This window comes from Rhizobium sp. M1 (assembly GCF_002531805.1).
Taxonomy (GTDB): domain Bacteria; phylum Pseudomonadota; class Alphaproteobacteria; order Rhizobiales; family Rhizobiaceae; genus Rhizobium; species Rhizobium etli_C.
The window spans coordinates 1-17,645 of the sequence record NZ_NWSW01000006.1 but is presented as its reverse complement, the minus strand read 5'-3'; the positions used below and the strand labels follow the sequence as shown (position 1 = coordinate 17,645).

17 protein-coding genes and 1 other RNA gene are annotated in these 17,645 nt (G+C 62.3%); 5 read left to right on the top strand and 13 right to left on the bottom strand.

From position 1 onward, the window contains the following. Positions 1 to 27: 27 nt before the first annotated feature. A complete protein-coding gene (locus tag CO655_RS06245) occupies positions 28 to 1,830 on the bottom strand; it encodes an ABC transporter transmembrane domain-containing protein (RefSeq protein ID WP_097664135.1) in 1,803 nt (600 codons plus the stop codon). 192 nt (positions 1,831 to 2,022) lie between these two features. Here CO655_RS06245 and rpmE point away from each other — a divergent pair, with 192 nt between their 5' ends. Beyond that, positions 2,023 to 2,244, top strand: coding sequence for a 50S ribosomal protein L31 (rpmE, locus tag CO655_RS06240; RefSeq protein ID WP_003566413.1), 222 nt, complete (start codon positions 2,023 to 2,025; stop codon positions 2,242 to 2,244). 137 nt (positions 2,245 to 2,381) lie between these two features. Here rpmE and CO655_RS06235 read toward each other — a convergent pair whose 3' ends face one another. The 3 genes from CO655_RS06235 to CO655_RS06225 form a co-directional block, all read right to left on the bottom strand. Beyond that, the gene (locus CO655_RS06235) at positions 2,382 to 2,897 is read right to left on the bottom strand and encodes a DUF1465 family protein (RefSeq protein WP_004679442.1); all 516 of its coding nucleotides are present in this window, start codon (positions 2,895 to 2,897) and stop codon (positions 2,382 to 2,384) included. Positions 2,898 to 3,286: 389 nt separating this feature from the next. Beyond that, entirely contained in the window at positions 3,287 to 3,478 is a 192-nt protein-coding gene (locus CO655_RS06230; protein WP_010031580.1) for a DUF1192 domain-containing protein, read from the bottom strand. 151 nt (positions 3,479 to 3,629) lie between these two features. Then, entirely contained in the window at positions 3,630 to 4,910 is a 1,281-nt protein-coding gene (locus tag CO655_RS06225) for an MFS transporter (RefSeq protein WP_097580336.1), read from the bottom strand. A gap of 173 nt (positions 4,911 to 5,083) precedes the next feature. Here CO655_RS06225 and CO655_RS33755 point away from each other — a divergent pair, with 173 nt between their 5' ends. Further along, positions 5,084 to 5,248: a hypothetical protein gene (locus tag CO655_RS33755; protein WP_097664134.1), complete on the top strand. Its 165-nt coding sequence runs from the start codon at positions 5,084 to 5,086 to the stop codon at positions 5,246 to 5,248. Positions 5,249 to 5,270: 22 nt separating this feature from the next. Here CO655_RS33755 and CO655_RS06215 read toward each other — a convergent pair whose 3' ends face one another. The 8 genes from CO655_RS06215 to tkt all read right to left on the bottom strand — a co-directional run bounded on the left by CO655_RS06215 (position 5,271) and on the right by tkt (position 15,222). Beyond that, positions 5,271 to 6,194 carry a PhzF family phenazine biosynthesis protein gene (locus CO655_RS06215; RefSeq protein WP_097664133.1) on the bottom strand — a complete coding sequence of 308 codons (924 nt, stop codon included), beginning with the start codon at positions 6,192 to 6,194 and terminating at the stop codon, positions 5,271 to 5,273. A gap of 379 nt (positions 6,195 to 6,573) precedes the next feature. Beyond that, a complete protein-coding gene (locus CO655_RS06210; RefSeq protein WP_097664132.1) occupies positions 6,574 to 7,599 on the bottom strand; it encodes a class I fructose-bisphosphate aldolase in 1,026 nt (341 codons plus the stop codon). 285 nt (positions 7,600 to 7,884) lie between these two features. Continuing rightward, on the bottom strand, positions 7,885 to 9,087 hold the full coding sequence (locus CO655_RS06205; protein ID WP_176539221.1) for a phosphoglycerate kinase: 1,203 nt from the start codon (positions 9,085 to 9,087) through the stop codon (positions 7,885 to 7,887). Positions 9,088 to 9,157: 70 nt separating this feature from the next. Next, positions 9,158 to 11,032: a potassium/proton antiporter gene (locus tag CO655_RS06200; protein WP_097664130.1), complete on the bottom strand. Its 1,875-nt coding sequence runs from the start codon at positions 11,030 to 11,032 to the stop codon at positions 9,158 to 9,160. A 355-nt stretch (positions 11,033 to 11,387) separates the two neighbouring features. Continuing rightward, a complete protein-coding gene (locus CO655_RS06195; RefSeq protein WP_097664129.1) occupies positions 11,388 to 11,567 on the bottom strand; it encodes a hypothetical protein in 180 nt (59 codons plus the stop codon). Between the two features lie 132 nt (positions 11,568 to 11,699). Beyond that, positions 11,700 to 12,014 (bottom strand): hypothetical protein, encoded by a 315-nt coding sequence (locus tag CO655_RS06190; protein ID WP_097664128.1) that lies wholly within the window; start codon positions 12,012 to 12,014, stop codon positions 11,700 to 11,702. Between the two features lie 142 nt (positions 12,015 to 12,156). Next, positions 12,157 to 13,167 carry a type I glyceraldehyde-3-phosphate dehydrogenase gene (gap, locus tag CO655_RS06185; protein WP_097664127.1) on the bottom strand — a complete coding sequence of 337 codons (1,011 nt, stop codon included), beginning with the start codon at positions 13,165 to 13,167 and terminating at the stop codon, positions 12,157 to 12,159. Between the two features lie 81 nt (positions 13,168 to 13,248). After that, positions 13,249 to 15,222: a transketolase gene (tkt, locus tag CO655_RS06180; RefSeq protein ID WP_097664126.1), complete on the bottom strand. Its 1,974-nt coding sequence runs from the start codon at positions 15,220 to 15,222 to the stop codon at positions 13,249 to 13,251. Positions 15,223 to 15,556: 334 nt separating this feature from the next. Here tkt and CO655_RS06175 point away from each other — a divergent pair, with 334 nt between their 5' ends. From CO655_RS06175 to ssrS, 3 genes are all read left to right on the top strand, one after another. Further along, positions 15,557 to 15,832 (top strand): DUF4164 domain-containing protein, encoded by a 276-nt coding sequence (locus CO655_RS06175; protein WP_009994078.1) that lies wholly within the window; start codon positions 15,557 to 15,559, stop codon positions 15,830 to 15,832. 16 nt (positions 15,833 to 15,848) lie between these two features. Continuing rightward, positions 15,849 to 16,226 carry a cell division protein ZapA gene (locus tag CO655_RS06170; protein ID WP_097664125.1) on the top strand — a complete coding sequence of 126 codons (378 nt, stop codon included), beginning with the start codon at positions 15,849 to 15,851 and terminating at the stop codon, positions 16,224 to 16,226. Between the two features lie 69 nt (positions 16,227 to 16,295). After that, a non-coding RNA gene (ssrS, locus tag CO655_RS06165) (6S RNA) lies at positions 16,296 to 16,454 on the top strand. Between the two features lie 202 nt (positions 16,455 to 16,656). Here ssrS and CO655_RS06160 read toward each other — a convergent pair. Further along, positions 16,657 to 17,640 (bottom strand): NAD(P)-dependent oxidoreductase, encoded by a 984-nt coding sequence (locus CO655_RS06160; RefSeq protein ID WP_097664240.1) that lies wholly within the window; start codon positions 17,638 to 17,640, stop codon positions 16,657 to 16,659. Between the last annotated feature and the right edge of the window lie 5 nt (positions 17,641 to 17,645).

The window sequence follows — 17,645 nt, the reverse complement described above, 5'->3', positions numbered from 1 at the left end:
TGCTGTCCTGGGAAAAGTGGATGCCGGTCATTTCGCGGGAGCGAGTACATCCTCGTTGGCGGCGTCGAACTGCAGCCGGGCGAGGCGCGCATAGATGCCGCCGTGGCGGATCAGGCTTTGATGCGTGCCCTCCTCGACGACGCGGCCCTGATCCATGACGAGGATGCGGTCGGCCTTCAGCACGGTGGCGAGGCGATGGGCGATGACGAGCGTCGTGCGGCCGTCGACCAGGCCGTCGAGCGCCTTCTGCACCAGGGTCTCGCTTTCGGCGTCAAGGGCAGACGTCGCCTCGTCGAGCAGCAGTACCGGCGCGTTCTTCAGGATGGCGCGGGCAATGGCGATGCGCTGCCGCTGGCCGCCCGAGAGGGTGACGCCGCGTTCGCCGACCTCGGTCTCATAGCCGCTCTCCAGCCGGGCGATGAACTCGTCGGCCTGGGCGGCAAGGGCTGCGGCGCGGACCTCCTCACGCGAGGCGCCGGGGCGGCCGAAGGCGATGTTGTCATGGATCGAAGCGGCAAAGATCGTGACGTCCTGCGGCACGATGGCAATGCGCTGGCGCAACTCGTCCGGTGTCGTCAGCCGGGCGTCGACACCGTCGATCATCACGCTGCCCTGCTGCGGATCGTAGAAGCGTAGCAGCAGCGAAAAGACGGTGCTCTTGCCGGCGCCGGAGGGGCCGACGATGGCGACGGTTTCGCCCGGCGCGATGGCGAAGTTCAAGCCATGCAGCGCCGATTTGCCGGGACGCGAGGGATAGGCGAAATGCACGTCGGAAAATTCGACGCGGCCGCGGCTGGGCGAGGGCAGGGCTTCGGGGCTGGCAGGGGCGGCGATCGGCGAGACCTCGTCGAGAAGCTCGGTCAGACGGTCGGCCGCGCCGGCCGCCTGCGAGAGTTCGCCCCAGACCTCCGACAGTGCGCCAAGCGATCCGGCCGAAATGACGGCATAGAGCAGGAACTGACCGAGCGTGCCGGCCGAAAGCGTGCCGGCAAGCACGCTGTGGGCGCCGACCCAGAGCACGGCGACGACGCTGCCGAAGATCAGCGTGATGGCGATGCCGGTCAGCAAGGCGCGCGAGCGGATGGCGGCGCGGGCGGCCTCATAGGCGGATTCAACGGCGCCGCCGTAGCGCGTCGCTGCGGCATCTTCGCCGTTGAAGGCCTGGACCGTGCGGGTTGCGGCGATCGTCTCGTTGGCAAAGGCGGACGCTTCGGCGAGCGTATCCTGGGCGGCGCGGGAGCGCCTGCGCACCGAGCGGCCGAAGGCAACGAGCGGGAAGACGATCAGCGGGATCGCCCCGATGACGAGGCTGGAAAGCTTCGGCGAGGTGACGACCATCATGCCCATGGCGCCGAGACAGAGGATGAGGTTCCTGAGCGCCACGGAAGCAGTGGCGCCGACGGCGGACTTGATCTGCGTCGTATCGGCCGTCAGACGCGAGATGATTTCGCCGGACTGGTTGACGTCGAAGAAGGAGGGCGACAGCCGCGTCACATGGGCAAAGACATCGCGGCGAAGGTCGGCAACGATGCGTTCGCCGATGGTGATGACGAAATAATAGCGCATGGCGCTTGCAACAGCGAGCACGACGGCCATGACCATCAGCATGGCAAAGTAACTGTTGATGAAGCGGCCGTCCGACTGGGTGAAGCCGTGGTCGATCATGCGGCGCACGGCGAGCGGCAGCGCCAGCGAGGTGACGGCGGCAAGCGTCAGCGAAATCAGCGCACCCGCCACCAGGCCGCGATAGCGCATGAGATAAGGCGTCAGTCTGCCAAGCGGCCGCAACGACCGCCCTTTGTTTTCCCCAGCCCGTCCCTGTTCTGCCAAATCATCTCCGATCGCCGCGAGGACCCGCTAATGCGGCCTGTTGGCTCTTGTTATCCCGGCGTCCTTCATGTATAGGCACGCCATCCTAATGGGAAGCCGTAGCCATCACGACTGCGGCTTCATTTATTCAATCGGTTCGGTGGCCGCAACTGCATGCGGCAAATTGAACTCCGGTATCGCAGGAAGATTGTTATGAAGGCAGGCATCCATCCCGACTATCACATGATCAAGGTAGTCATGACCGATGGCACCGAATACGAAACCCGCTCGACCTGGGGTTCGGAAGGTGCTGTCATGAACCTCGAAATCGATTCCAAGTCGCATCCGGCCTGGACCGGCGGCAATCAGCAGTTGATGGACCGCGGTGGCCGCGTTTCCAAGTTCAACAAGCGTTTCGGCGGCCTCGGCCTCTAATCGCTTCTGCTCGACGGAATTTGAAAAGAGCCCGGTTCTGCCGGGCTTTTTGCGTTTGCAGGCTGGCGCGGTAGCGTAACAAATGAAAAACCGGCCGCGCAAGGCGCAGCCGGTTCAAATGGAATTTGTCAGATCGGTCAGTTGTTGCCGAAGGCCGTCTGCAGCAGGGAAAGCTGGGCCTGCACGCTGTTCTGATTGTCGTGAACGATCACGGCTTCGGCCGGGCGATAGATTTCGCGATCAAGCAGGGCGATGCGGTTCTGCAGGCGCAGCGAGCGCTCGACGAGATCGCGGAAGGATTCCGGCAAATCGCCCCAGCCCGGTGCGGCGCGGTCGACGTTGAAGCCGTCCAGGCGAACCTTGTTCTTCTCGGCCAGCACCTGATCGCGGGACATTTCGCCGTTGTTGACGGCGCGCTGCAGCAGCAGCCAGGAAGCCATCTGCATCAGGCGGGTGGTCAGCCGCATCGATTCCGCGGCATAGAGGACGGACGCCATGCGCGGCAGAACCTTGGAGGCTGCGCGGCCCTGGCCGTCGAGATAGGCGGCGGTCTCCTCGACCAGCGACATGCCTTCGGCATAAAGCGCCTTGAACTGTGAGGATGCAGCCGCGCGGCCCGCAAAACTGATCGTGTTCAATCCAACTTCCGACATCGCAATAGTCCCTGTTGCACGCAGCTACTTATGGTCAGGTAACGCCGGCGCCGACGGAAAAGTTTCCCGAGCCGGTCTTTATGACTTTAAGATGGTATCATTAGCGCAAATGCGCAAGCCGTTTCTTAAGAAAGGGTTAATCTCCACAGTTTCATGGAAATGCGCCGGCCGCAGCAAAAAGAAGAGCCGCAAAAGCGGCTCTCAAGGTAAAACAGGGAGAAAAATCAGACCAATTCACCGCATGGAAAACTGTCTGAGACCCAGAGGAAATCTGGATGAATATAGTAATACCTTATAAAGCTTAATATTTTATTAACATTGTGCCGAATGAAGACTTGAGGCTGGCTCGTTTGGTCAGCCATGCTGTTGTTTTTTGAGGTTTTTACGGATCATGATCGGAAGAAGCTTTCCGCCGCCTGTCGTCCGGAGGCCTTGCGGGCGGCCTCGGCTTCCAGGCGGGTGATCTCGGTCTTCAGCAACTCCACTCGCGCCTTCAGCTCGTCCACCGAAAGCAGGGAGAGATCGGCGCCGATCTCATGGGCGGTTTTCTTCTGCGGCCGGTCGTCATCGATAAAGCTCATCGGTTCTCCTCCTTTTGCTGCAGCATGATGGCGAAAAATACGGGTGATACGGAAGGGAAATTTAGACCGATCCGGCCTAAACGCACCCTTGTCCTGAGCTTCCCGTTCATGAGTTACGGAAAAAAAACGCAGCGCAGTCCTGCGGGACGCTCTATCCGAACTTTACAGCAGGATCGCTGCTTTCGGGAGACTTGCCGGTGCCGCGGTCGGCAAGGGACATGCTTTCCGGCGTCAGCATCGGCGAAGTGCCGGTCGGGATCGTCGTATAGGCGTCGCGGTCGCTGGCCGGGACGGCGGCGCGGATGCGGCTTCTGATAATCGCATAAACGGTGATCAGCACATGGGCGATGGCCGTGACCAGGAAAAGCGCATGCGGTGTGATCGCCGACATGACGGGGCCGCCGAGCGTCGGGCCGATGACCGTGCCGATGCCGTAGAGGAGCAGCAGACCGCCGGAGACCTTGACGAAATCCTCCGATGCCGCGAAGTCGTTCGCGTGAGCGACCGCGATCGGGTAGAGCGTGTTGGCCACCGCGCCGTAAAGGACAACCAGCCCGATCAGCAAGGCGGGCGATGTCGGGTGGAGCATGAAGATCAGCAGGCCGGCGAGGGCGGCGATCGCCGACATGGCGGCGAGCACGTAGCGCCGGTCGATACGATCGGAAAGTCGCCCGGCCGGCAACTGCATCATGGCGCCGGCGAAGATGGTGGCGCTCATCATCACGGCGATGCTGGTGTCGGAAAGGCCGGCGCCGGCGCCGAAGACGGCGCCCAGCGTGCCATAGGCGCCGTTGGCGATGCCGACGAGCAGGATGCCGAGGCAGGAGACGGGCGAATTGCGGTAGAGCGCCGGCAGGTCGAGACGCACGGCCTTCAGCGGCTGCGGCGAGGCGGCGGTCGAAAGCGTCGTCGGCAGCATGGCGATGCAATAGAAGATGCCGCAGATCATGAACAGCACCGGCGTGCGCACATCCTCGAGCGGGATCATCATCTGGCCGCCGACGACGCCAAGCAGTGTGATGCCGATATAGAGCGAGAAGATCGCGCCGCGGCTTTCGTTGCTGGCGCGCTCGTTCAGCCAGCTCTCGATGATCATCGAGGTGCCGGCGGTGGAGAAACCGGTGACGGCGCGCAGGACCACCCACCAGATAGGATCGATGATGATGCCGCTGACCAGCGCGATGATGGCGATGATCGAGATGAAGCCGGAGAAGGCTCTGACATGGCCGACGCGGCGCACCAGTTTCGGCGCCACCAGGCAGCCGATGACGAAGCCTCCGGCCCATGAGGTGCCGAGCAGGCCGAGCGTCGTGGTGGCGTAGCCTTCGAGATTGCCGCGCACGGGAAGCAGGATGCCCTGCAGGCCGTTGCCCATGAAAAGGAAGAGCGTGCCAAAGAGCAACGCGGCGACGGACAGCAGATTTCTCTTCATTTCCCCAGACTCGGTCTCAGCGATTGTAAACGGACATAAGGCAAGACCTACGCCTGGCCAGCCTCAAGATGATTGATTGTGCCCCGGAATATCTTTACGGCGTGTCGAGATGCTCTTGTTCGCGCGGAAAAATGTCCGTCCTGTGACATTCCGAAAAATGGAAAAAATAAAGCATGACAAAGCTGATAGCCTTGCTGCTCATGCTTGCCATGGCGATACAGGTGATCAAGCCGCTCGGGCTCCCCGGCCTCCGGCGGCGCATGGATTTCTGGAAGATCGCGCTCATCGCCTTCGGTGTCTGGGCCGTGGCGCTCTTGTCGCGCGACTTCCTGATGTAAGCCCGAACTCCATCCCGGATCGTCAGTCCTGCAGGATGATTTCTCCGCGCATGACGGAAACGCAGCGTCCCGAGATGACGACATCGGTGACGATCCCGCCGGATTTCACGACATCGAGGGCAATGATACTGCGGCGGCCCATTTCGACGCCTTGTTCGATGGTGATGCGGACGTCCATATCGGCGTCCGGCGCAAGCGAGACAAGATAGGTGCCGAGTGCTGCCGAAGCGCTGCCGGTTGCTGGATCCTCGGGCACGTTATCGAGGGGCGCGAACATGCGGGCGCGAATATGCCACGGATCGTCCGATGTCCTGGCATAGACGAAGAGCGAGAAGTCGTGGCCGCTCGTCGTCTGCCGGCCCGCGGCCGCCTGGAAGCCGGCAAGGTTCGGACGGGCGGCGGCCAGGGTTTCGAGCCCCTTTAATTCGGCGACGGCGAAGTTCAGGCCGACGGAGGCAAAGACCGGCGCGTGGGTGGTGGAGACGATGACGCGCGGATCGAGCGAGATGCAACGGGCGACGGTTTCCTCGGCAATGGTGTCGCCGATCGTCAGCGGCTGCGGCGCGCGGATGGCGGTGGCCTCGATTTGTCCGCCGTTGCGTTTCAGGTCGACTTCGACGATGCCGGCCTTTTCCTCGAAGCGCAGCCTGTCGCCGACCGGCTTGCCGAAGATCTCGGCCTGCCGGCCGAGCACGTAGGCGGTGCCGACATTCGGATGGCCGGCGAAAGGGATCTCCATCGTCGGAGTGAAGATGCGCACACGAGCGGAATTCCGATCGTCTTCGGGCGGCAGAACGAAGGTGACTTCGGAATAGTTGAACTCGGTGGCGATCTTCTGCATCGCCACATCGCTCAAGCCCCGGGCATCGGAAATGACGGCAAGCGGATTGCCCTCGAAGCGGGTGGAGGTGAAGACGTCGACGGTGACGTAGGAGATGGTGTTCATGGCGGCTCCTGTTGTGGCAGGCCGTCATGAGTAAGCATGGTTTTTTAGGGAATGAAGCGGTTTCTTGTCGCCGTGACAAATGAGTGCGGGCTTTGCCTGCGCGCCTTATTTATCCGCCGGCTCGTTGGTGGAGGAGAACGTCTCCCCGAACTCCCTCATGCCTGTGCGCCTCAGGACTTCGCCCAAGGGATGTCACAGGAATCCAACTATGGCGCGTCTGCGCCGTGAATGAATCAACGCATGAGGGGAAGGACTAGTGCGCCCAAGGACTTGGGCGCACTGGATTCCTGTGACGAGCACAGGAATGAGGGAGCCGAAGGGATTGGCGGGAGCGGCAACGTTGTGGTTGCCGCCCCCACCCAAATCCCGAGTCCAAAAGTCAAGCGGCCTTTTCCAGGTCCTTCTTCCAGCTGCCCTTGGCGGCGAGGCTGTTCATCTCGGCGCGGTGGGTGAATTCGCGCTGGCCGGCGGCGACATTTTCCGGCTTGCCGTTCCAGGCCTTGAGGGCGCTGTCCTGCAGGGCGCGGCCGTAGGAGAAGGTGACAAGCCAGGGCAGGTCGCCGGTGGCATTGATGGCGGAAAGATGCGCGGTCGCCTCTTCGGTCGTCTGGCCGCCGGAGAGGAAGGCGATGCCGGGAACGGCGGAGGGAACGGTCGCTTTCAGAACCTTGACGGTGCGCTCGGCAACTTCTTCGACCGACGCCTTGCGGGCGTTCTTGCCATCGATCACCATGTTCGGCTTCAGGATCATGCCTTCGAGGCTGACGCGGGCTTCGGCCAGTTCCTCGAAGACGATGCGCAGCGTGGCTTCGGTGACTTCGGCGCAACGGTCGATGTTATGGTCGCCCGGCTTGCCGTCCATCAGGCATTCCGGCTCGACGATCGGCACGATCTTGGCTTCCTGGCAGAGAGCCGCATAGCGGGCGAGCGCCTGAGCGTTGGCACGGACCGAGCCGCGGGTCGGCAGCGAGGACGAGATGGCGATGACGCCGCGCCACTTGGCGAAACGGGCGCCGGCTTCATAATAGCGGGCAAGGCGCTCGCCGAGGCCGTCGAGGCCTTCGGTGATGGTTTCGCCGGGAAATTTGGCCATTGGCTTGGCGCCGGTATCGACCTTGATGCCGGGAATCGAACCGGCAGCGCGGATGATGTCGACGAAAGGCGTGCCGTCGGCGGCCTTCTGGTAAAGCGTCTCTTCGAAAAGAATGACGCCGGAAATATATTTCTTCATCGCCTCGTCGGAGCGGAAGAGCATCTCGCGGTAGTCGCGACGGCTGGTTTCGGTCGATTCAAGATTGATCGTGTCGAAACGCTTCTTGATGGTGGAGGTCGATTCGTCAGCCGCAAGCAGCCCCCGGCCACCTGCAACCATCTGCACTGCAATGTCTTCCAGTCGTTCGCTCATTCGATCTCTCCACAGCGTTAACATCGGCGGTTTAAGAATATAGGACGGCGATAACAGAAGTTTATAGTGAGGAAAATGGAAGGCTAAGTCATTGAAACGATTGAAATCAATTCAATCGTTTGAAAAAATGGGATTTTTTTCAAGCCTTGAGCAAAAGACCGCGGAAGGCTTCTCGCCACCGCGGTCTATCCACATGTAAAATCTGCCAAATTGCGTTTGCGGCGCCGCACCGCCTATTGCAAGGTGCGACGCCGAATGCGTTTTTTCGCGCCGAGGCGCTCGGTCTTATCCGGCGGCGTTGAGGACGGCGACGCCGGGAAGTTCCTTGCCTTCCATCCATTCGAGGAAGGCGCCGCCGGCGGTCGAGACATAGGTGAAATCGTCGGCAACGCCGGCATGGTTGAGCGCCGAGACGGTGTCGCCGCCGCCGGCAACCGAGGTGAGCTTTCCGGCTGTCGTACGCTCGGCGGCGTATTTCGCGGCAGCGACCGTTGCGGTATCGAAGGGCTCGATTTCGAAGGCGCCGAGCGGACCGTTCCAGACGAGCGTTGCGGCGCGCTCGATCCACGCGTTGATGGCCTCGACCGATTTCGGGCCGACGTCGAGCATCATGGCATCGGCGGGAATGGCGTTGATATCGACCGTCTCGTTGGCGGCACCGGCCTTGAATTCGCGGGCAACGACGCCGTCCTCCGGCAGGATGATGGCGCAGCCTGATGTCGCGGCCTCGATCATGATCTGCTTGGCGGTTTCAGCGAGGTCATGCTCGCAGAGCGACTTGCCGACATGGGTGCCGCGGGCGGCGATAAAGGTGTTGGCCATGCCGCCGCCGATGACGAGCGCGTCGACCTTCTTCACGAGGTTCATCAGGAGGTCGATCTTGGTCGAGACCTTGGCGCCGCCGACAATCGCGACCACCGGGCGGGCCGGGGCGCCGAGGCCCTTTTCCAGCGCTTCCAGCTCGGCCTGCATAGTGCGGCCGGCATAGGCCGGCAGGTGATGGGCAAGGCCCTCGGTCGAGGCATGGGCGCGGTGGGCGGCGGAGAAGGCGTCGTTGACATAAATATCGCCATTGGCGGCAAGCGCCTTGGTGAAGTCGGGGTCGTTCTTTTCCTCGCCCTTGTGGAAGCGGGTGTTTTCCAGAAGCAGGATATCACCGTCATTCATCGCGGCGACGGCGGAAGCGGCAGCCTCGCCAATGCAGTCGGAAGCCGTCGCCACGGCGTGATCGAGCACCTCCTCGACGGAAGGGGCGATCAGCGACAGCGACAGATCCGGCGAAGGGCCGTCCTTCGGCCGGCCGAAATGGGCGAGCAGGATCACCTTGGCGCCCTTGTCGGACAATTCGAGGATCGTCGGCGCCACACGCTCGATGCGCGTCGTATCGGTGACCTTGCCGTCCTTGACCGGAACGTTGAGGTCGACGCGGATGAGAACGCGCTTGCCGCTGATGTCGGTGAGATCGTCGAGGGTCTTGAAAGCAGGCATGGGGAGGATCCAGTCTTGGTTGGCGGAAGTTGCGCCGACCATAGCAAGGATCATTCGAGACGCAAGGCGTTCAACGGCCGTTTTCGCGCCTGGCTTCGTCGCCTCCTGCCGATGCTTTCGGCGGGCCTTCGGAGGCTGCCGCTTCGCGATTCCGGCGTCCCTTCAGTCGCTCGCGGATGCGCTGGATGATGTCCTTGAGATTGATGAAGATCGGCAGGGTGATTGCCGGTTCGACCGCTTCGAGCGACATGCCGACGGAGGTGACGTGGTCGTGTTCGTCGAGATCGCGGACGATGAGAATGATCGAGCCGAGGCGGACGCGGTCGGCATAATCGGCCTTGCCGCCGAGGCGCTGCCGCATCAATTCGGCGATCGTCAGGCCTTTTTCGGATTCGTTGAGCAGGCCGGGACCGTAGGCGGCGTCAAGATCGGCGGCGGGGCGGGCAGGCGACAGCGCGAAGGCACCGAAGAATTCGGCATCGTCCTCATCGACCGGCGCACGGCTGGCGAAGAGCCGGTCGAGCAGGCGCGAATAGCTCGGCACGATGAAGAGGTAGACGAGGTCGTTCTCGCGCAGGCGTCCGGCATATTGATAACGCATCGACTTGCCATCGCGGATGACGAGCGAGGGTGTCGCCCAGCGCGGGATGCGCTCGCCGCGCAGCACCGGACTATCCTTGATGACGCGATAGGAGAGCAGTTCGTGGTTGGCGGCGCCCGGCAGGTCGACCTCGACCTTGTCGACGGCGCCGATGCGCGGCGGAATGATGAGGCCGAGCTTCTTGGCGACGGGCTTGATCGTCCAGCCTTGGACGAGCAGGGAGACCAGCACGATGATGAAGGCGGTGTTGAAATAGATCTGGCCGTTCTCCAGCCCGCCGAGGATCGGCATGATGGCAAGCAGGATGGAGACGGCGCCGCGCAGGCCGACCCAGGCGACGAAGCCGATTTCCTGCTGCGTGTAATCGAAGGGAAGCAGCGACAGCCAGATCGCCAGCGGCCGGGCGACGAAGATCAGGAAGAAGGCGAGCAGGATGGCCGGCACGATGATGACGGGAAATTGCGACGGCGTGGCGAGCAGGCCGAGCACCAGGAACATGATGATCTGCGCCAGCCAGGTCATGCCGTCCTGGAAGCGCTTGATGGTGCCGATCGCCTGCATCTTGCGATTTCCGGCGTAGATGCCGGCAACATAGACGGCCAGGAAGCCGCTGCCGCCGACCGTGCCGGCGAAGGAGAAGACGAGCAGGGCGAGCGCCAGCACGAAGATCGGCGTCAGGCCGCGGTCGGTATCGAGCTTGCTGACGATCAGCACGATCATCATGCCGCCGAGCAGGCCGAGGATGACGCCGAGCCCCATCTGCTGCACGAACATGGCGAGCATGCCGATATTGATGCCGTCGTAACGCTCACCGCTCGCCAGCACCTCGACAAGGGCGATGGTGAGGAAGATCGCCATCGGATCGTTGGTGCCGGATTCGACTTCGAGCGTCGAGCGCACCTTGTCACGGATGTTGATGCCGCCGATGCGCAGCAGGAAGAAGACGGCGGCGGCATCCGTCGAGGCGACGATCGAACCGAGCAGCAGTCCTTCCAGCCAGGTGAAGTTCAAAAGCCACATGGCGGCGAAGGCAAAGAGCGAGGCGGTGATCAGCACGCCGACGGAGGCGAGCGTGAGAGAGGGCACGGCTGCCAGCCGGAAAGCCTGCATCGGCGTGCCAAAGCCGGAATCGAACAGGATGACGGCAAGCGCGATGGAGCCGAGAATATAGGCCAGATAGTTGTTGCTGAATTCGATGCCGAGACCGTCGACGCCGGCGGCAAGGCCGATCATCAGAAACAGCAGAAGCAGCGGGGCGCCGAAGCGGAAGGCGAGCAGGCTCGAAAAAGCGGCAAGAAGCACGAGCGCCGTCGCGACCAGCACTACGATATAGAACGCTTCCATGCCCACCCCTTTCCATCGAATGCTTGCCGATGCGGCCACCCCCGGCCGATCCGCCTTGTCTCAACCCCTCCACCACGCGCGTCGATGCATCAGTAAACGGCAAAACGGCAGAGAAGGGTAGGCCTTGCGGCTTAACCTCGTCTCGTGCTGCATCATGCTGCTGAACGGCTGCCGGACGGCCACCGACACGGAAATGCTACGGGAGAAACTCTCTACAAAGAATGTATAAGCAAATCAGGCAAGAGCAGGGCGAAAGGCAGGAAGATCGATTTTTCCTGCCGGTATCTGCGAGCCGCCCCCGTTCGTCTTGTCCACTGGCGAGAGGAAGGGATCGCAGCCGCGGTTTGGGCGAGTGCTATCCCAACACCGCCTGAAGTGTGATGACGGCGAGAAACGAAAGACCGATGAACACGGCAGCCCGAACGACCAGACGATTGGCCTTTGCCAGCACGACAGGTCTGACGTCCCGCTTGCGATGAAACCGCTGCCGCCGCTTGAGGGTGGTATGGGACAAGCGTTTTTGCGCCTCTGCCATTTATCGCCTCCACTTGCATTTCCTCAATCTATCACGCTTGGCCAGTGGATTGCCAATCGTGATTCTTGCGGCCACCCCGAACCCGTCGCTTCGAAGCGGCTTTCAAAACAGGAAGATGAGGCAGATCGGCTGTCAGTCTGCAGTGTCGTCGCCCTCGCCGGTCAGATCCTCGACCGGAACCAGGAAAACGACGAATTCGTCGTCGATGGTCCTCTGCGGATCGTCATCGAATTCATAGGCGTGCTCGACTTCGCTGGCTTCCTCGGCGGTCGCCTTGCGCAGGCTGAGCGCGGCCTTACGGTCCCACAGGGGCTTGCCTTCGGATTCCAGGATGGTCAGGTCGTCGCGAAAATCTTCCGCCTCGAAGAAGTGCGTCGCTTCCTCATGGTTTTTCGAACGAAAGCTGGCAATGGCGCGGCCGGCGATCTCAACGGTAAAGTAATCCATGCATCTCTCCCTATCTCCCCGGCCGGCGAAGCGGTTCAGGGCTTGGTGCACCATATCAGGTTTCGCAATCGATCCGGCGCGGTACCTATAACAAAACGGCCCGGTTTCCCGGGCCGTTTCCGAAGATTCGATCGTCAGGCTCTCAGATGAGCTTGGCGAAGGCGACGGCCGTGTCGGACATGCGGCTGGAGAAGCCCCACTCGTTGTCATACCAGGACAGGACGCGCACGAAGTTGCCTTCCATGACCTTGGTCTGATCGGTCGCGAAGATCGAGGAGTGGCTGTCGTGGTTGAAGTCGCGGGAGACCAGCGGCTCGTCGGTGTAGCCGAGGATGCCCTTCAGCGCGCCGTTGGAGGCGGCCTTGATGGCTTCGTTGATTTCGCCGACCGTGGTCGCCTTCTTGGAGACGAACTTGAAGTCGACGACCGAAACGTTCGGGGTGGGAACGCGGATCGAGGTGCCGTCGAGCTTGCCCTTGAGATGCGGCAGGACGAGGCCGACGGCCTTGGCTGCGCCCGTCGAGGTCGGGATCATCGAGAGGGCGGCTGCGCGGGCGCGATACAGGTCCTTGTGCATCGTGTCGAGCGTCGGCTGGTCGCCGGTGTAGGAGTGGATGGTCGTCATGAAGCCGTGGTCGATACCGACGGCGTCGTCGAGAACCTTGACGACCGGCACCAGGCAGTTGGTGGTGCAGGACGCGTTGGAGATGACTAGGTGCTCCTTGGTGAGCTGGTCATGGTTGACGCCGTAGACGACGGTCAGGTCGGCGCCGTCGGCAGGGGCCGAAACGATGACGCGCTTGGCGCCGGCCGTCAGATGGGCGGCGGCCTTGTCGCGGGCGGTGAAGATGCCCGTGCATTCCATGGCAATGTCGACGCCGAGTTCGCGGTGCGGAAGCGTTGCCGGATCCTTGATCGCCGTAACCTTGATCGGCTTGCCGCTGCCGACGGTGATCGTGTCACCTTCGACCTTCACGTTTGCCGGGAACTTGCCGTGGATCGAGTCGTAGCGCAGCAGGTGGGCGTTGGTCTCGACCGGGCCGAGGTCGTTGATGGCGACGACTTCGATGTCGGTGCGGCCGGATTCGACGATAGCGCGAAGGACGTTACGGCCGATGCGGCCGAAACCATTGATGGCAACCTTGACTGTCATGTGCATTCACTCCCGATAGAATAGAGCCCGATAGAGAGGGCCTGGAATTGAGGAGATGGAGAGCGCCTCAAGGCGCCCTCTTTAAAGCTTTGCTTCCGCGGCCGCAACGACGGCGTCGGCGGTGATGCCGAAATGCTTGTAAACGTCCTTGACCGGGCCGGACGCGCCGAAGCTCTTCATGCCGATGAAAGTGCCTTCCGGTCCGATGAAGGCGTCCCAGCCCTCGCGGACGGCGGCTTCGACGGCGATCTTGACCGGCGAGTTGCCGAGAACATCCTTGCGATAGGCGTCCGGCTGCTCGAAGAACAGTTCGGTGCAGGGCACCGAGACGACACGCACCGAAACACCCTTGGCTTCAAGAGTGGCGCGAGCGGCGACGGCGATTTCGACTTCCGAGCCGGAGGCGAAGATCGTCACCTTGGCATCGGCATTGCCGGCGAGCGTATAAGCGCCCTGTTCGCAAAGGTTCTTTTCGCTGTATTCGGTGCGGGCCGGGCTGAGGTTCTGACGCGTCAGGGCAAGGCCCGACGGACGGTTGTGCGTCTTAATGGCGATCTGCCAGCATTCCGCCGTTTCCGTGGCGTCGGCCGGCCGGAAGACCAGCAGGTTCGGGATGGCGCGCAGGCCGGCGAGCTGCTCGACCGGCTGGTGCGTCGGGCCGTCTTCGCCGACGCCGATCGAGTCGTGCGTCAGGACGTGGATGACGCGGATGCCCATCAGTGCTGCGAGGCGGATCGGCGGGCGGCAATAATCCGAGAAGATCAGGAAGCCGCCGCTATAGGGAATGAGGCCGCCATGCAGCGCAATGCCGTTCATGGCGGACGCCATGCCGTGCTCGCGGATGCCCCAATGCACGTAACGGCCGGCGAAATCCGTCGGCGTGATCGAGTGCATCTGGCTGGTCTTGGTGTTGTTCGACGGCGTCAGGTCGGCGGAGCCGCCGAGGGTTTCCGGCACGAAGCCGTTGATGATTTCGAGTGCGTCCTCGGATGCCTTGCGGGTTGCAACCGTCGGCCTGGTCTCGGCGAGCTTCTTCTTATATGCGCTGATCGCGGCATCGAAACCTTCCGGCAGGTCGCCTGCCATACGGCGGGAGAATTCCGCTCTGGCCGGCGATCTGGACAGAGTTTCTTCCCATGCCTTGACGATATTGTCGGAGCGGGTGCCGGCCGAACGCCATGCCTCGAGAATGTCGGAAGGGACGACGAAGGGCTCGTAATCCCAGTTCAGAGCCTTGCGGGTGGCGGCGATTTCATCGGCGCCGAGCGGGCTGCCGTGCACCTTGTGGCTGCCGGCCTTGTTCGGAGCGCCGAAGCCGATGACCGTCTTGCAGGCGATGAAGGTCGGGCGGTCGGACTGGTGGGCGGCCTCGATCGCATCGGCGATGGCGGCCTGATCGTGACCGTCGATCTCGATGGTGTTCCAGTGGACGGCCTTGAAGCGGGCGATCTGGTCTGTCGAATCCGACAGCGAGACGGCGCCGTCGATGGTGATCGAGTTGTTGTCCCAGAAGAGGATCAGCTTGTTGAGCTTCAGGTGACCGGCAAGCGCGATCGCCTCATGGCTGATGCCTTCCATCAGGCAGCCGTCGCCATTGATGACGTAAGTATAGTGATCCTGCAGGTCCGCACCGAATTCCTCGCGCAGCTTGCGCTCGGCGATCGCCATGCCGACGGCGTTGGCGATGCCCTGGCCAAGCGGGCCGGTCGTGGTTTCGATACCGGTCGCATGGCCGTATTCCGGGTGGCCGGCAGTCTTGGAGCCGACCTGGCGGAACTGCTTCAGGTCCTCGACCGTCATGTCGGGATAACCGGTCAAATAGAGCAGCGAGTAGAGCAGCATCGAGCCATGGCCGGCCGAGAGCACGAAGCGGTCACGGTTCGGCCAGTGCGGCTTCTTCGGATCGAAGCGCAGATATTTGGTGAACAGGACCGTTGCCACGTCGGCCATGCCCATCGGCATGCCGGGGTGGCCGGAATTCGCCTTTTCAACGGCGTCCATGGCGAGGAAACGGATCGCATTCGCCATCCGGTCGTTTTGTTCGGGAGAGGTCATGGCTTTTCCGCAAGCTCCGGGTGTCGGGGGATGGCCTCGAGCCTCCAAGACCATCGAATGAAAGCGGCAGAGACATAGCAGTTAAGACGGGCGAGTCAATAAATGGCGGGCCGAATCCGGCGGGGTTGCGGCGATTTTTGACATTTGCTCGCGCGATTGTACAAATGACAAATTTTATGCGGCAGGCACCGATAAAACGCTCATCCACAAGATAGGCCGGCGGACGGGTGGGGGGATTTATTGACGGGCCGTTGGCGAGCTGCATATCCTTTTTGAAATCACAGGATCGGTGCAGAGTGCCGATTCGCGGATCCTGCGCGGGAATCGGAAAGGCATGATGCCCACAGGCAAAACCATGGAAGCAGCGCTGAACGAGCTGAGGCAGGCGATTTCGAGCCTCGAAAACGCCGTCGACATGCGCATCGAGCGGCAGCGCGAGCAAGGGGAGATCGAGGGCGAGGTGCGGCGCGTGCATGCCGACCGCTCCCGGCTGGCGCAGGAGCTCGACCAGGCCGAATTCCGCGCCAATCGGCTGGAAGAGGTCAATCGCGAAGTATCGCGGCGGCTGGTGACGGCCATGGAAACGATCCGCGCGGTTCTGGATCGCTGATGAGAAAGAATATGACATGGCGCAGGTGACGGTAACGATCGACGGCAAGGCCTATCGCATGGCCTGCGAGGAAGGGCAGGAGGATCATCTGACGGATCTTGCCATCCGTTTCGATCGCTATGTCGGCCATCTCAAGGGTCAGTTCGGTGAGATCGGCGATCTCAGGATCACCGTCATGGCCGGTATCATGATCATGGACGAGATTGCCGAGCTGACGCGCCGCATCGCCGGGCTGGAATCCGAGCTGGAGTCGCTGCGCGGCAACCGCGACACGGTGCTTGCGGCGACCGCCCGCACCGAGGAAACGCTGGCGGCAGCGCTCGGCGAGGTGTCGAGCCGCATCCGCGGCATCACCGACAAGCTGAATGGCCGCTCCGCCCCCGAGCTCAATTGACCTCAATTAAATCGGCGCGGCCTGCCGTCGCCACTGGCGCGTCGATGCAAACGCCCTTATATATCGCGATGCGGTCTGCGCCTCTCGACAGGAACCACAATCCCTGGGGCCATACTCGATCCAAAGGGAGCTGTCCCTGGCCAGGCCCGTGGGCCTGGACACACGGTGCCCACCTACGTTTGTAGGCGCCCAGGATCGTAAACATCCATCGGTGGTCGTGGATCGCACTTTCTCTCCATCGCCGGCAAAGGCAGCAGATCGATAGGCGAACGCGGCGCGCGTCCCCCTTTTTTTTAACAGGTGCGACTACTTCTTCTAGCCGGGAAGGGTGACCTGGAAGACCTTGAACATGGTGTCGACGTCGGCGCCGCCTTCCGCCTTGTAGGCTGCGCCCACCTGGAAACCATCCTGCGTCAGGAAGTCGTTGTCATTAATCGACCGGATAGGGGCCTTCGGCGAAAATCTCGTCGTGATAGCCTTTGGAGCCGACGTCGAGCGACAATGGGCTGCGCCATTCGCGATTCTCGCGCAGGCAATCGAGCACGAAGCGGAAATCATAGCGCGGCTGCCAGCCGAGTTCGCGCCGTGCGCGCTCGTTGACGTAGACGCGGTCGAGCGCCGGGAACATCTTCCAGCCGTGTTCGGCATAGAGGCCGCGGGCTCCCGGAAAGAGCCGCTCGACGACCGCAGGCGCGTCGCGCCTGATCTCGGCGAGATCGTCTGGTGAAAACGGCGTGGTGGCCGAGATGATGTAGCGACCGAAGCCAAGTGGACGCGCCCTTTCGAGGGCGAGCAGATGGGCGCCGACCACATCGGCGATATCGACGCGGCGATGGAGCAACTCGTTGGCCTGGGCATTTGCCGGCGAATAGGCGTTGCGAATGTCGGGATCGTCGTCACTTTCGGGAAAGAAACGCGACGTCCTCAGAATAACGACCGGCAATGCGAATTTGCGGGCGAAGAGTTCGCACAGACCTTCGGCAGCGAGCTTCGTCACGCCGTAAATGTTCCTCGCGACCGGAAGCACGTCCTCGGTGATCCATGCGGCCGGTTGGCCGGCGGCCGGCGTCAATGCCGCGCCGAAGGTGCTGGTGGTGCTGGTGAAGACGATACTTGCAACGCGTGCGGCGGCCGCCTCTTCAAGCAGGTTCAGCGTGCCGCCGATATTGGTGTCGACGAAATCCTGATTGTCGTGAGTGGCGACATGCGGCTTGTGCAGCGTGGCGGCATGGATGACGTGGCTGATGCCCGACATCGCCTGCCGGACGAAGGCGCGGTCGCCGATGGAGCCGACCGCGTCGGTGAAATCCGAGGACTTGATGTCGACGCCGCGCACCGATCGGCCTTGCGCCTTCAGGACGCGCATCAGCGCCTCGCCGAGGTGGCCGGCGCTTCCCGTCACCAGTATCGTCATTGCAT

Coding starts and splice junctions, on each gene's coding strand:
- tkt (WP_097664126.1), bottom strand. CDS start 15,222: ATGACCTCTCCCGAACAAAACGACCGGATGGCGAATGCGATCCGTTTC.
- CO655_RS06210 (WP_097664132.1), bottom strand. CDS start 7,599: ATGAGCGAACGACTGGAAGACATTGCAGTGCAGATGGTTGCAGGTGGC.
- CO655_RS06160 (WP_097664240.1), bottom strand. CDS start 17,640: ATGACGATACTGGTGACGGGAAGCGCCGGCCACCTCGGCGAGGCGCTG.
- CO655_RS06205 (WP_176539221.1), bottom strand. CDS start 9,087: ATGCCTGCTTTCAAGACCCTCGACGATCTCACCGACATCAGCGGCAAG.
- CO655_RS33755 (WP_097664134.1), top strand. CDS start 5,084: ATGACAAAGCTGATAGCCTTGCTGCTCATGCTTGCCATGGCGATACAG.
- rpmE (WP_003566413.1), top strand. CDS start 2,023: ATGAAGGCAGGCATCCATCCCGACTATCACATGATCAAGGTAGTCATG.
- CO655_RS06235 (WP_004679442.1), bottom strand. CDS start 2,897: ATGTCGGAAGTTGGATTGAACACGATCAGTTTTGCGGGCCGCGCGGCT.
- CO655_RS06230 (WP_010031580.1), bottom strand. CDS start 3,478: ATGAGCTTTATCGATGACGACCGGCCGCAGAAGAAAACCGCCCATGAG.
- CO655_RS06200 (WP_097664130.1), bottom strand. CDS start 11,032: ATGGAAGCGTTCTATATCGTAGTGCTGGTCGCGACGGCGCTCGTGCTT.
- CO655_RS06225 (WP_097580336.1), bottom strand. CDS start 4,910: ATGAAGAGAAATCTGCTGTCCGTCGCCGCGTTGCTCTTTGGCACGCTC.
- CO655_RS06190 (WP_097664128.1), bottom strand. CDS start 12,014: ATGGATTACTTTACCGTTGAGATCGCCGGCCGCGCCATTGCCAGCTTT.
- gap (WP_097664127.1), bottom strand. CDS start 13,167: ATGACAGTCAAGGTTGCCATCAATGGTTTCGGCCGCATCGGCCGTAAC.
- CO655_RS06195 (WP_097664129.1), bottom strand. CDS start 11,567: ATGGCAGAGGCGCAAAAACGCTTGTCCCATACCACCCTCAAGCGGCGG.
- CO655_RS06170 (WP_097664125.1), top strand. CDS start 15,849: ATGGCGCAGGTGACGGTAACGATCGACGGCAAGGCCTATCGCATGGCC.
- CO655_RS06215 (WP_097664133.1), bottom strand. CDS start 6,194: ATGAACACCATCTCCTACGTCACCGTCGACGTCTTCACCTCCACCCGC.
- CO655_RS06175 (WP_009994078.1), top strand. CDS start 15,557: ATGATGCCCACAGGCAAAACCATGGAAGCAGCGCTGAACGAGCTGAGG.